The sequence below is a fragment of the Gammaproteobacteria bacterium genome (genome assembly GCA_029881255.1).
Classification (GTDB): domain Bacteria; phylum Pseudomonadota; class Gammaproteobacteria; order S012-40; family S012-40; genus JAOUMY01.
In genome coordinates this window covers 165152-177846 of record JAOUMY010000010.1, presented here as the reverse complement: position 1 = coordinate 177846, position 12695 = coordinate 165152, and the positions used below count along the sequence as shown (strand labels likewise).

At 46.9% G+C, this 12695-nt stretch carries 12 protein-coding genes and 1 rRNA gene; 8 read left to right on the top strand and 5 right to left on the bottom strand.

Annotated elements, in window-relative coordinates:
• Positions 1-927: ribosomal RNA gene (locus OEZ43_17040) — 16S ribosomal RNA — on the bottom strand; the annotation flags it as partial.
• Between the two features lie 680 nt (positions 928-1607).
• On the opposite strand from OEZ43_17040, the gene OEZ43_17035 reads away from it, so the two are divergent.
• The 5 genes from OEZ43_17035 to OEZ43_17015 all read left to right on the top strand — a co-directional run bounded on the left by OEZ43_17035 (position 1608) and on the right by OEZ43_17015 (position 6253).
• Positions 1608-1973: a response regulator gene (locus OEZ43_17035; protein MDH5547293.1), complete on the top strand. Its 366-nt coding sequence runs from the start codon at positions 1608-1610 to the stop codon at positions 1971-1973.
• Between the two features lie 9 nt (positions 1974-1982).
• Positions 1983-2600, top strand: coding sequence for a hypothetical protein (locus OEZ43_17030; protein MDH5547292.1), 618 nt, complete (start codon positions 1983-1985; stop codon positions 2598-2600).
• Entirely contained in the window at positions 2601-3635 is a 1035-nt protein-coding gene (locus OEZ43_17025) for a GGDEF domain-containing protein (protein MDH5547291.1), read from the top strand. It begins immediately after the preceding gene.
• Positions 3636-3788: 153 nt separating this feature from the next.
• A complete protein-coding gene (locus OEZ43_17020; GenBank protein MDH5547290.1) occupies positions 3789-5111 on the top strand; it encodes a M23 family metallopeptidase in 1323 nt (440 codons plus the stop codon).
• A gap of 23 nt (positions 5112-5134) precedes the next feature.
• Positions 5135-6253: an anhydro-N-acetylmuramic acid kinase gene (locus OEZ43_17015; GenBank protein MDH5547289.1), complete on the top strand. Its 1119-nt coding sequence runs from the start codon at positions 5135-5137 to the stop codon at positions 6251-6253.
• On the opposite strand, the gene OEZ43_17010 is transcribed toward OEZ43_17015, so the two are convergent.
• The 3 genes from OEZ43_17010 to OEZ43_17000 form a co-directional block, all read right to left on the bottom strand.
• Complete coding sequence (locus OEZ43_17010; GenBank protein ID MDH5547288.1) at positions 6226-7386, bottom strand: citrate synthase; 1161 nt, start codon at positions 7384-7386, stop codon at positions 6226-6228. The genes OEZ43_17015 and OEZ43_17010 overlap by 28 nt on opposite strands.
• Positions 7387-7566: 180 nt before the next feature.
• A complete protein-coding gene (gene erpA, locus OEZ43_17005; protein MDH5547287.1) occupies positions 7567-7920 on the bottom strand; it encodes an iron-sulfur cluster insertion protein ErpA in 354 nt (117 codons plus the stop codon).
• Between the two features lie 65 nt (positions 7921-7985).
• Complete coding sequence (locus tag OEZ43_17000) at positions 7986-8420, bottom strand: polymer-forming cytoskeletal protein (GenBank protein MDH5547286.1); 435 nt, start codon at positions 8418-8420, stop codon at positions 7986-7988.
• A 461-nt stretch (positions 8421-8881) separates the two neighbouring features.
• On the opposite strand from OEZ43_17000, the gene OEZ43_16995 reads away from it, so the two are divergent.
• From OEZ43_16995 to OEZ43_16985, 3 genes are all read left to right on the top strand, one after another.
• The gene (locus OEZ43_16995; protein MDH5547285.1) at positions 8882-9508 is read left to right on the top strand and encodes a TIGR04211 family SH3 domain-containing protein; all 627 of its coding nucleotides are present in this window, start codon (positions 8882-8884) and stop codon (positions 9506-9508) included.
• Positions 9509-9577: 69 nt separating this feature from the next.
• Complete coding sequence (locus OEZ43_16990; protein MDH5547284.1) at positions 9578-10513, top strand: tetratricopeptide repeat protein; 936 nt, start codon at positions 9578-9580, stop codon at positions 10511-10513.
• Positions 10494-11690: a L,D-transpeptidase family protein gene (locus OEZ43_16985; protein ID MDH5547283.1), complete on the top strand. Its 1197-nt coding sequence runs from the start codon at positions 10494-10496 to the stop codon at positions 11688-11690. The genes OEZ43_16990 and OEZ43_16985 overlap by 20 nt, the downstream gene beginning before the upstream one ends.
• On the opposite strand, the gene OEZ43_16980 is transcribed toward OEZ43_16985, so the two are convergent.
• Positions 11672-12691 (bottom strand): M14 family murein peptide amidase A, encoded by a 1020-nt coding sequence (locus OEZ43_16980; GenBank protein ID MDH5547282.1) that lies wholly within the window; start codon positions 12689-12691, stop codon positions 11672-11674. The two genes, OEZ43_16985 and OEZ43_16980, sit on opposite strands and share 19 nt — an antisense overlap.
• Between the last annotated feature and the right edge of the window lie 4 nt (positions 12692-12695).

The following is a 12695-nucleotide window of genomic DNA, read 5'->3' as shown; positions in this document are numbered from 1 at the left end:
TGCATCGAATTAAACCACATGCTCCACCGCTTGTGCGGGCCCCCGTCAATTCCTTTGAGTTTTAACCTTGCGGCCGTACTCCCCAGGCGGTCAACTTATTGCGTTAGCTGCGACACTAAGAGGCAGACCCTCCCAACATCTAGTTGACATCGTTTACGGCGTGGACTACCAGGGTATCTAATCCTGTTTGCTCCCCACGCTTTCGCACCTCAGCGTCAGTATTGGTCCAGGAAGTCGCCTTCGCCACTGGTGTTCCTTCCGATATCTACGCATTTCACCGCTACACCGGAAATTCCACTTCCCTCTACCATACTCTAGCCTGCCAGTATCGAATGCAATTCCCAGGTTGAGCCCAGGGCTTTCACATCCGACTTAACGAGCCGCCTACGCGCGCTTTACGCCCAGTAATTCCGATTAACGCTTGCACCCTCTGTATTACCGCGGCTGCTGGCACAGAGTTAGCCGGTGCTTCTTCTGAGGGTAACGTCATTATCCTCCCCTCTGAAAGTGCTTTACAACCCGCAGGCCTTCTTCACACACGCGGTATTGCTGGATCAGGCTTTCGCCCATTGTCCAATATTCCCTACTGCTGCCTCCCGTAGGAGTCTGGGCCGTGTCTCAGTCCCAGTGTGGCTGATCATCCTCTCAGACCAGCTATGGATCGTCGCCTTGGTAGGCCTTTACCCCACCAACAAGCTAATCCAACGCAGGCTCATCTAACAGCGACCGAAGTCTTTCCTCCGTAGAGTGTATGCGGTATTAGCTTGGGTTTCCCCAAGTTATCCCCCACTGTCAGGCAGATTCCTACGCGTTACTCACCCGTCCGCCACTCGCCAGCCAGAGCAAGCTCTGCTGCTGCCGTTCGACTTGCATGTATTAAGCATACCGCCAGCGTTCAATCTGAGCCAGGATCAAACTCTTCAGTTGAAGATTTTTGATCTTAAGATCTAAATAAAGGTTCGACAGAGACTATATAAATAGTATATCGATATTCTTTCGTTCGACCTGGCGTTGTTACGTAAGCGCCCACACAAATTACTTGATCTTCACATTTTTAAAGAGCTTTTGCTGTCATTCGTGTCCAGCAAAGGAGCGCACATTCTACGCTGTTTTTTAAGCCTGTCAAGCATTTAAATAATCAGCTTTGACAACTTTTGTTCCGCTGTTCCTTGCGAAGAGGCGCGCATTATACGCAGCCTTTTTCAAAAAACAAGCGCTTTTTTGAAGCGCTTTTCAGCAGATGTTCCGTCCTGGAACTCGACGCTCTTGCGTCGAAGAGGTGCGCATTATAGAGGCGACAAAAAAAAACACAAGCGCTTTTAATGAAAATTATTTTACCTCATAAAAACAAAAGGATAGCCTCGCCTTAACAAAGGGACGAGAACAAGGATTACACAAAATTTCTAAGTTCCGGGAAGAACTGCTCAATTGATTCGGCAGTGGTTAAGGGGAGAAAGCCATCAACTGTAGTAGCCCCATGAATTCTCCTCGTCTACACCAATTCTTAGGCTACAGATACCACCCTGATTGGTCGAAACATCTTGATAGGCCTAGTTACGTCTAATGTACCTATGTAATAGAGATCACCATGAGACTTGGAGTACCAAATGCCCACAAAAGTACTTGTTGTAGATGATTCCGCAATTTCGCGGAAGATGCTTATTCGATCCCTACCTCCATCGTGGGACGTCGAAATATCCCAGGCAAGCAACGGCAAAGAAGCACTAGAAGCCTATAGAAAGGGGGACGTCGAACTAATGTTTCTCGATTTGACGATGCCCGAGATGGACGGATATCAAGTTCTTGAGACCTTACAACAAGAGGGGTTAAATTGTATCGTTTTTGTCGTGACGGCTGACATCCAGCCGGAAGCCGAAGAAAGAGTGATGAAACTCGGAGCGGCAGGCTTTATAAAAAAACCTATCGGGGGTGAAAATTTACTCCCTGTACTAAAGCAATATGGCGTTTTGTAGGCCACTGACATGAATACCAACAGCCTCCTTAGCCAAGATCAACATGACGCTCTTTCAGAGATCGTCAACATAGGCATGGGGCGCGCAGGCGAGCAACTTGCGAAAGTTCTAGAAACGTTTGTGGAACTATCTATACCCAAAATTGCAACAACAGACCAGGACGAGATCAAACCTACAATTACCCGCCTCATAGATTCCGAACGAGAATATGTCTGTACACGGCAGGCATTTTTTGGTCATTGGCGAGGCGAAGCCATGACGCTTTTTTATCAGGATACTAACGAACAACTCGCTACGTTAATGGGGTATCAAGGCGATAGAAACGCAGATCTTGAAACCGAGCTCAAACTGGATATAAGCAACATTCTTGTTGGTGCTTGTATGAACGGCATTGCCCATACACTAGACTTCAAGTTGAAGTTTGGACCACCTTCATTGGTATCAAAACGCACCTATGCGGACAATATATTCGACACCTCCAAGTTTAATTGGCAAAACGTATTGTTTATCGAGGTAAGTTTCGCATTGGAAAATCTCGATTTCCGCGCGCATTTATTAATCGTTATGGAAGACAGCGGTATCGACATCCTCAGAAAAGACTTGGATAGCTTTCTGGATAATTTATAGATGCCATTAAATTCACACAAACTCCTGGAAACCATTATCGACAAGCTCAATGCGGGCGTAATCGTCGTTAATAGCCAATTCCAGATTGTTTTGTGGAACGAATTTCTGGCCAACCACAGTGACATCCCCCCAGTACAAGTCGTCGGTCGCGATCTATTCGAGGCATTTCCAGATTTACCTAGGGAATGGTTGGAGCCCAAGATTCGCAACGTGTTCATCTTGCGTAACTATGCTTTCACTTCTTGGGACACACGCCCATATCTACTGCCATTCAACCATAACCGTCCAGTTTCCGGCGGTGTTGACTGCATGCGTCAAAACTGCACGTTTATCCCCTTGCAAGATCCCGATTCAGGGGAAGAGTTCGTCTGCATTACGCTATATGACGTTACCGACAGCAGTATTTATGAGACTCTACTTAAAGATGCAGTAAAGAACCTCTCCGAAATGAGCAGCCGGGATGCGTTAACGAACATCTATAATCGACGCTTCCTGATTCAGACCCTTGAGAAAGACATTGGCCGCTCGGTGAGGTATGGACACAAGCTCTCGATAATCTTATTCGATCTAGATCACTTTAAGCGAGTTAACGACAACTTTGGCCACCTAATGGGAGACCAGGTTTTAAAAACCGTCGCAGAACTTGCCTCATCATCACTCAGAAGCTCAGACACTATCGGGCGATATGGAGGAGAGGAATTCATCATTATCCTGCCAGAGACCTCGCTTGAAGGGGCTTTGGTTCTGGCCGAAAGGCTGCGTGTGAAAATTGCCAGTACGCCGATTTTCCACAAATGCAAAAAATTACGCATCACCGCCAGCATGGGGGTAGCTCAACTAGCCCCCGACTGTGACAAAGTGGAGCCCTTTATACATAATGCAGATATCGCGCTCTACCATTCAAAAGCCAATCGCCGCAACGAAGTTACGGCCTATCTTCCAGGCCTGCCTGATCTTGTTGGCAAGCAATTTGAAAGCTCCGTATCCGAAGACGAAGACTGGGAGATTTTCTCAGTCACCGTCGGATATCGATAGAATTCTCGTTTTTGCGACACTTTTGCTCGAAACTGTGAACTGTTCGCTAAACTGATTTGGGTATAACGTCGATAGTTCGTTAAACAGTTGTATTGATGATACTATTTCAACGTCGAATGCAAAGTAATAAACACGGTGGGGAATTTTCAGAACATGCGCCAGCATCGCCAAGAAGTCACGAGCAAGCTAAAACAAAATCTATTCATTTTTGTCTGCATCCTTACTTTCGGTGCTATGTTTTCACTTGATGTAGCCGCTATGCGCTGGCATGCCAATGAGATTACAGAACGCTACACCATGCCTCTTTTAGTTCCCCCATCGGAAACTACTGTGCTTGGCGTCGAAGCCGACAGCAATATCGCAGGTGAATCAAGCTGGAAAACAATAGAGGTTCGTCGTGGAGATACACTATCTCTGATCTTCCAGCGCGCAGGTCTTGGACATCAACAAGTCCACGAAATCATGTCTCTTGGAAAGGACGCCAAGCGATTGAAGCACATACTCCCCGGGCAGCTTATCGAGCTGAAGATAGACGACAACGCACACCTAGAGGAGCTAGTGTACAAAATAGATGAGCGAAATTCGCTTAATATAAAGCGGGATCAGGAAGACGCCCTATATAGCGAAATTGACTCTCGCGACTTCGATACGCACGTTGCCTTTGCAAAGGGAGTGATCAAATCTTCGCTTTTTGAAGCGGGACAGGATGCCGGCCTACCTGAAACCATTATCATGGATATGGCTTATATATTTGGGTGGGATATCGACTTCGCACTCGATATTCGTGAAGGCGACGAATTCATGCTTATGTATGAAGAACATTTTCTTGATGGTGTAAAAATACAAAATGGGAATATCCTCGCCGCAGAGTTCACCAATCAGGGTAAAACATACAAAGCCATTCGCTACACTGATGATAAGGGCCGTTCTGCCTTTTTCTCACCGGATGGCAAGAGTATGCGCAAGACTTTTCTACGCATGCCTGTTGATTTCACCCGTATCAGCTCGCGCTATGGCAGCCGCAAACACCCAACACTAAAGACTTGGCGCCAACACAAGGGGGTGGATTACGCAGCCTCTCGTGGCACTCCAATCAAGGCTTCCGGTGACGGAAAAGTCATTTTTCGTGGTCAAAAGGGAGGTTACGGAAAAACTGTCATCATCCAGCACGGTGGCGGCATCCGTACATTGTATGCCCACATGAACAGCTTCAATCGCAAAGTGGGTAATGGCAGATATGTCAAACAAGGTCAGGTTATCGGCTATGTTGGTAGTACAGGACGCGCAACAGGACCGCACCTGCACTACGAATTCCGTGTCGCTGGCGTTCACCGCAACCCTTTGACGGTAAAACTCCCGGATGCCGCCCCTCTGGAAAAGCAATACCAGGAAGATTTTTCACAAAAAGCGAATATTCTGTTGGCCCAGTTTTCCTACCTCAAGGGCGATCGCATTGCTATGAACTTTAACCAATAGTTTGTACAACAGGCAGGGAGAGCATGACAAAACTATGCATCGGCTTGATGTCAGGTACCAGTCTTGACGGTTTAGATGCAGTACTGGTGGACTTCTCCAACACTATACCCCAGGTTATTGAATCCCTCTCGCGACCATACCCCGATGAATTAAGACGACGAATTTTAAAACTCTGTACCCCTGGTGAGGATGAAATCGACCAGATGGGGAGACTAGACGCCGAACTGGGCGCATGGGCCGCCGAGAGCGTAAATCAGCTACTGCTACAAGCCGACACGTCATATGACGAAATTCTGGCCATAGGGAGCCACGGACAAACCATACGTCACCGACCATCCCCACCGTTTGGCTTCACACTGCAAATAGGTGACCCGAACCAGATTGCCTATCACACAGGGATCACAACCATTGCCGACTTCAGACGCCTTGATATGGCGGCTGGTGGTCAGGGCGCACCACTGGTTCCCGCATTTCATCAGGCCATTTTTCATAGCGCTGAGGAAGACCGTGTCATCATGAATATCGGGGGAATTGCCAATATTACGCACATACCCCGTGATGGGCAGAGTACTATCGGATTTGATACAGGACCGGGGAATGTCCTGATGGATGCCTGGATGCAGGCCTATTATCAGCAGCCATATGATAAAAACGGCAATATCGCCCGGAGCGGCCAAATACAGCAGGACTTGCTCGAGACATTACTTGATGATGCCTTTTTTGAAACCCCTCCACCCAAAAGTACTGGTCGTGAGCATTTCAACATGGGCTGGCTCGGAGCCCGAATACACAAAACCATGTCAGCGCGTGATGTCATGGCAACGCTATGTGAACTCACCGCCATCAGCAGCAGCGATGCAATCAAACGTTACGCATCCGGATCCAAGTCCTGTTTTCTTTGCGGCGGCGGGGCACAAAATTCTTTCTTGGTAGAAAGACTCAAACATCATCTAGAGGAAGCTCGTGTTAGCACTACCGACGAACTCGGGTTAAATTCCGCTTGGGTAGAAGCTACGGCCTTTGCCTGGTTGGCCTACCGCCGCATGAACCAGCTAAGTGGCAACCTGCCTCCTGTCACTGGCGCAGAACAAAGCGTCCTACTTGGATCTATTTATCAGGCCCGGTCAGCTAGTGGCACATAGACTCGGTTTTTCTCGCCAACGTAAATCTGCGTTGGACGAAAGATCCGGTTGTCTGAAAGCTGTTCACGCCAGTGGGCTAGCCAACCTGCCGCCCGAGATATTGCAAAGATTGAGGTAAATTGATCCGTTGGTATTCCCATTTCGTCATAAAGAATGCCGGAATAATAGTCCACATTGGGAAAAACACCTTTTGGTCCAAGACGCTCGGTAGCCGCTTCTTCAAGCGCCAACGCGATTTCGAACTTCTTGCTTAATTGTCCGCCCCGATCTGACACAAACTTTTCCACGTACTGCTGCAGTATAGTTGCGCGTGGATCCTTGGTTTTATATTCCCTGTGGCCCATACCCCAAATTTTGCCTTTGTTTGCCAGCTTTTTATCAAGCCAGGCTCGCGCATCCTTGGGGGACTCAATTTCATCCAGCATATGCACAACTTTTTCGTTGGCTCCACCATGGAGTGGCCCAGACAAAGTGCCAACCGCAGCCGCAATCACGCCAGTGGGACTAGCCAGAGTGGAACCGGCCACCAGAGCCGCAAAGGTCGAAGCATTAATTGTATGTTCGGCGTGCAAAATAAGGCACTTGTCCATGATATCTGCCGCCACCGGATCAGGCTCACGACCGTGAAGCATAAATAGGAAATTCTCCGCAAAACTGAGATCTGCGCGGGGCTCGATTGGGTCATAGCCATTACGAATATGCTCCCACATCGCCACGATAACTGGCATGCGAGCGAGGATTTTTACTGTCATATTGTGGATGTAATCCAGGTCCTCACAAGCCTCCGGACTAGTCAGACATTCGTTACCAGGATAGAACACGCCAAGACTCGCCACAGCCGTTTGCAGAATTTCCATAGGATGACCTGTAGGCGGCAGGGCCTTCATCAAAGAACGGATATTAAACTTAACTCGACGGTTGCTTCGCAGTTGCTCGTCGAAAACCGCCAATTCATGGGCTGTCGGTAGGCGACCATCGAGCAGCAAAAGACAGGTTTCCTCAAACGTACTGTTATGCGCCAACTCTCCTATAGGAAAGCCGCGGTACGACAGAATCCCTTTTTCCCCGTCAATGTCAGAAATATTGGATTTTGTGGCTGGAACACCTTCCAGTCCTGGCAAATATTCACTCATAACTATCTCCCTGATAGCGATAAGACTATATCGGGTAAGTTGAACCCTGGATTGAATTCCAGAAAGAAATCTTTTTGTCAGATACGTTTCGAACGGACAATAATACAAAAAATTAAGGAGGTATGGATACCTCCTTAATCTTTCAATACTAATTCAAGCGTTGAATTTGTAGATGGAAACCTATACGGAAAAGGACGAGCCACATCCACAGGTAGTAGTGGCATTGGGGTTTCTGATGACGAACTGCGCGCCTTCCAGACCTTCTGTATAGTCTATTTCCGCGCCCATCAGATATTGAAAACTCATCGGATCGATAAGCAATTTGACGCCGTCTTTAACGACTTCGGTGTCACCGTCCTGCAAATTCTCATCGAAAGTAAACCCGTATTGAAAACCGGAGCATCCACCACCGGTGACAAAGACTCTTAACATCAGGGAAGCGTTTCCTTCCTCTTCGATCAAGCTCTTAACTTTGGCTGCTGCCGCCGCTGTAAAATCCAACGGGCTTTCCATTTCGGTGGTCGTATCAAGCATTTTCTTTACCCCAGGCTATCGTATTGCAAGCGTTGTCGATATTATCCAATAACCAATTTGTACAGTCAACTTTTGGCCGGTTCAGGAACCACGCCCATGGCATTTTCTTCTTTACTTTCAGGCATGTGCGTCAGCTTTGGCTTATTTGCCTCAGAGCGATGAACCAACTTTCCATTAACTTCCGCACCAATCGCCATTTCGATCAGATTATAGTAAACATTTCCGTTCACTCTCGCATGTGGCGCCAGTTCAATTCTTTCATTAGCGTGGACGTCGCCCACAACGGATCCATTTAGAATGACGTTCGGTACTCGAACTTCTCCTTCGACCGCTCCCTGATCACTGACTGTCAACAATGAGCCGCGCTCTTCGGCGATAACATTCCCCGATACCTTTCCGTCCACATGTAGACCACCAGAAAAAATAACATCACCCTTTATTTCGGTGTTTTGTCCGATGAGTGAGTCAATTTTGGCGGTACGGCGTTTTTTTCCCATCATGGTTAGACATTCGCTCCTGTCATTACGTAGATCCCAGCTTGGCGCTGATACTAGCTTGTAGCTGAAAAATTAAACATATTCCACTAGAGGTAGATATCGACGCTATTGCCACCTATCTTTACTACCCATCCAGCATTTTGCACTGACAAATTCCAACAAAAAGTTGACCTATATTGAAAACTTTTGTACAAGCAACTTTAGTCAGTTTGCTCGGTATTTTCAGGGAACTGGATAAGTTTTTGCAACCGTCTTTGATGCACGACATAAAAACGCCGAACAGGGATTGAATTTGGAAAACTGTGATCAATTCGCTAAATTTCTACTGGCTTGTGCCGACTCTAAAATATGTTTGCGTAATTCTTTACCGTTGTTTTGCATCAGTGATCATACACTGATTTCAATTGAGTCTCACACGGAAACGCAGAACCCAAGATAATCATCGGAAAATATAGGGTAAATAAATGATTTACACCTTTGGTAAAACACGCCTTACAGTAATCATGTTTTTACTATGTGGTGCTTTGCTGGAGTCTGTACATGCCCAGACACTCTACGTAGCCGACACACTAAGAGTTGGGATACGTCCCGAACCTATTAACGGCGGCCCATCGATCGCGGTCGTGTCGTCAGGTACGCCATTGGAAATTATCGAAAACAAAGGACGTCACACGAAAGTTCGCAGTCCTGGTGGCACAGAAGGCTGGGTAAAGAGCGCCTACTTATCTAAAAGCAAACCGGCACAGCTTCTGCTTGAAGAAGCACTCGCTCATACTAAACGCCTTGAGAACGAGATCACTCGAATTAGAAGTGGCTCCCCAGCAGTTGGTGGAGAGAAAGATTCGGATATTGTTCAGCTCGAAAATGACAAACAGCAACTTCAATTAGAAGTTGAACGTCTGCAACAACAAGTTGGACAAGGAATCTCCGAATTTGGCGGTCAATCGCTTTTTGATATCTCGCAGTCAAATATGGCGCCGTTGTACTTCATTATAGGCGGCCTAATTTTTATCCTGTCACTGGGATTCCTATTTGGTGTGACCTGGCACAAACATCAGGTTACCAAACGCCTGGGCGGTTTGAGCTTGTAGTTCAACACTCACTGTCGCTCTGCTTTATGTATAATGGGGCGAATCTCGACATTCAGGGCCGAATTGTACATGTATAAGGGTTTGTTGGTATCGCTGCTCATCGCCGCTTGTTGCACCACTACCAATGCCTTAGCCGGGTCCATCGCGGAATTGCAGGAAATCCAGTCACTCTTACAAAAGAATCAGACACGAGACGCTATCCAAGTTGCAACGACGTATCTTCGCAATACACCTAACGACCCAGACGCCATACTTTTACTTTCGAGCGCCTATATTCAGAACAACAGTTTTTCTGAAGCACGAAACATGTTGAATAAATACCGCCAGCAACTGGAACATCATCCGCAGTTTTACAACAATATGGCCTTTATCTACTATTCAGCAGGCGACGACAAAAATGCCGTGGCGATGTTGGAACTTGGCATTAAAAACCATCCGGCTTATGCTGCGCTATACGACAATCTTTCATCTATTTATGCTTTTAAAGCTAAGAAGGCATACGAAAAAGCGATTAATGACGAATCCAACACTACCCCAGAATCTCCGCCGCCACTAAAACTTACGTACTATGCCGATTTCACAACATCGTCGAATCAAGAAGCGGTGCCCCAAGAACCGACGCAATCATCTAATAAAGCGACCGCATTGACGCAGGGTGAAGCCAGACGTGACATTGAAGCAACCATCAGCGGTTGGGCAACTGCCTGGTCCCGCCAGGATGCGGTGCAATATTTGAGTTTTTACAGTGAATCCTTTGCAACACCACCCGGCGTCTCACGTAGCGACTGGCAGTATTACCGCCGCGACCGCCTAAAAGCACCCTCCTTTATCGAAGTAAAAGTCAGCAACTTCGACATCGTACTTTCGACCGATTCCAGTCTTGCGAGCGTACATTTTTTGCAGCATTATCGATCGAACACTTTGGACGATAAAATAGTTAAGCAGGTGGTTCTACAGAACACAGGTAACAGTTGGAAGATTATTAGTGAAAACGTTTCAAACTAGGCTTGTACTTCTCATATGCGCATTGGCGACAGGTCTTGCCAGTGGTTATTCTCAGGCAGAAGTCGTTCACTCAGACACCCATGAAAAGCGATTAATATCTGCTATAGAAGACATAAAAAAGCTCAATATTGATACCGCCATTGAGCGCTTGGAAAAACTTGTATCAGAAAACCCTCGCTTCAAACTTGCGCAGTTGGTTTATGCTGATTTTTTAAAGGCAAAAACTCAGGCCTTAAATACCTTCGGTCAGCCCTATCATACGGAAGGTGAAAAGATCGACGCCTTACGCGAAGAGGCGGTCGCACGCTGGAAACATCATACGCAACACCCTCAGCAAAACCACTTGCCACGCTATTTGCTACAACTCAATAGCGAACAAAAAAACATTATTTTGGTAGACACATCACAGTCTCGCCTGATGCTATACCGCAACAAGAATGGCGCACCGGTGCTGGTAGATGATTTCTACGCCTCAATCGGAAAAAATGGCGTCGACAAACTGATGGAAGGCGACAAGCGAACGCCGTTAGGTGTTTACTTTGTTTCTCGCTTTTTGGAACCGGAATCTTTGCCCGACTTTTATGGCCACGGCGCATTTCCGATTAATTATCCCAATAGCTGGGACAGATTCAGGGGACGCACGGGTTCAGGGATATGGCTACACGGCAATCCTCTCAGCACTTATTCCCGTCCGCCACTCGACAGCGATGGATGTGTCACCGTCACCAACAATGATTTTGATCGTATAAAGCCGTACATCAGTGTCGACCAAACCACGCCGTTTGTTATTGCCGACGGCGTTGAATGGGTTGACACCGACTCACTTCAACAACGACGCGAATTGTTTACTGATATTCTCATGCGTTGGAAAAAAGACTGGGAAAGCCTCGATCACAATCGTTATATGTCCCACTATTCAAATGATTTTAGCGCGGAGGGTGTAGACTTTGCGCAATGGAAACAAGAAAAACTTTCTGTCAACCAATTTAAAGACTATATCAAGATCAATCTCGATGACATCAGCATACTTGAGTATCCCGGCAATGAGAAAGTAACAGTCATCACCTTTGTGCAAACTTATGTGAGCAACAATTATCGTGGCAAACAGCGCAAAAGAATCTATTTAAAACAGGAAACCGATAACAACTGGCGGATCTTTTACGAAGGATCTGTTTGAGCTTTCTCATTCATAACCTGCATGACGGCAGGTTTATCATTTACATTCGTTGATAACCATTTAATCAAATCTGTCCAAATTTGATTCATCTGGCGCTCTGTAGGCATGATCCCGGCGAAAGGCAATTCTATAGTTACCACAGGAATTTCCTGGTGCACCCCAGCATAGTTTCCAAGAGACCCCGGATAGGTTCCCAAAAGATTCAGATGCAAATGCCCCAGTCGCTTGGGCGCACTACGCGGGCCATCAAAATCGAGAATGCCGTAGGGCGCGTGAATAGACACGATAGCATCGGGTTTAAACTCCGAAATTTCCTTGGCTAGCCATTTGGATTCAGGTTCACTAAGCGGGCTCGGCCCTGGATACCGACGCGGATTTTTGTTCGTACGATGCCAGTAGTCATTACTTTCTTTGTGCCAGTTATCAGTGGGGAAATTTCGGTTCAAATCCACACCGTTTTTATTCATACGTTGTGGTGTTTTTTGAAACAGTCCATCTGGGTTTACCAGCGGGACAACATGCCAATGGAACATCCCTGAATGATATTTATCAAGCGTACGCATCCAGTTAAAAACGATGCTGATGGAAGAAAGCTCATCGCCATGAATTCCACCAAGTATCAATACACGTCCCTTGGATTCCTTGCCTTCTATCGGCGGGTACTCTTGCAGAATAATGGGTACGCCATCAACAGACATTCCACCACTCGTGCGTATTTCTTTCTTTTGGCAATCTGCTAATTTGACGCTGCTGAGCTTGCTGGCAATTTTTCGACAAACTTCGCTTGCCTGTTTTCTGGACTCTAACGCGTTATGCAGACCTGATTTGCTCTCTCGATCCTCAATGACCATCGATGTGGTCGTAGGTATAACCGGAGAAGATGCCGTACTCGGTATAAAGTCTCCACCCTGCTCAGCACAAGCGCCGGCCGACAACAAAAAGGTGAGGAAGATGCCAACCCAACCGTTATTTGCCAAGAATGCCTGAAAACTCTTGCTCATTCAT

What these genes read in the sequence shown, in the direction of transcription:
- OEZ43_17030 (MDH5547292.1), top strand. Translation starts at nt 1,983, where the DNA reads ATGAATACCAACAGCCTCCTTAGCCAAGATCAACATGACGCTCTTTCA.
- OEZ43_16980 (MDH5547282.1), bottom strand. Translation starts at nt 12,691, where the DNA reads ATGAGCAAGAGTTTTCAGGCATTCTTGGCAAATAACGGTTGGGTTGGC.
- OEZ43_16995 (MDH5547285.1), top strand. Translation starts at nt 8,882, where the DNA reads ATGATTTACACCTTTGGTAAAACACGCCTTACAGTAATCATGTTTTTA.
- OEZ43_17020 (MDH5547290.1), top strand. Translation starts at nt 3,789, where the DNA reads ATGCGCCAGCATCGCCAAGAAGTCACGAGCAAGCTAAAACAAAATCTA.
- OEZ43_16990 (MDH5547284.1), top strand. Translation starts at nt 9,578, where the DNA reads ATGTATAAGGGTTTGTTGGTATCGCTGCTCATCGCCGCTTGTTGCACC.
- erpA (MDH5547287.1), bottom strand. Translation starts at nt 7,920, where the DNA reads ATGCTTGATACGACCACCGAAATGGAAAGCCCGTTGGATTTTACAGCG.
- OEZ43_17010 (MDH5547288.1), bottom strand. Translation starts at nt 7,386, where the DNA reads ATGAGTGAATATTTGCCAGGACTGGAAGGTGTTCCAGCCACAAAATCC.
- OEZ43_17000 (MDH5547286.1), bottom strand. Translation starts at nt 8,420, where the DNA reads ATGATGGGAAAAAAACGCCGTACCGCCAAAATTGACTCACTCATCGGA.
- OEZ43_17025 (MDH5547291.1), top strand. Translation starts at nt 2,601, where the DNA reads ATGCCATTAAATTCACACAAACTCCTGGAAACCATTATCGACAAGCTC.
- OEZ43_17015 (MDH5547289.1), top strand. Translation starts at nt 5,135, where the DNA reads ATGACAAAACTATGCATCGGCTTGATGTCAGGTACCAGTCTTGACGGT.
- OEZ43_17035 (MDH5547293.1), top strand. Translation starts at nt 1,608, where the DNA reads ATGCCCACAAAAGTACTTGTTGTAGATGATTCCGCAATTTCGCGGAAG.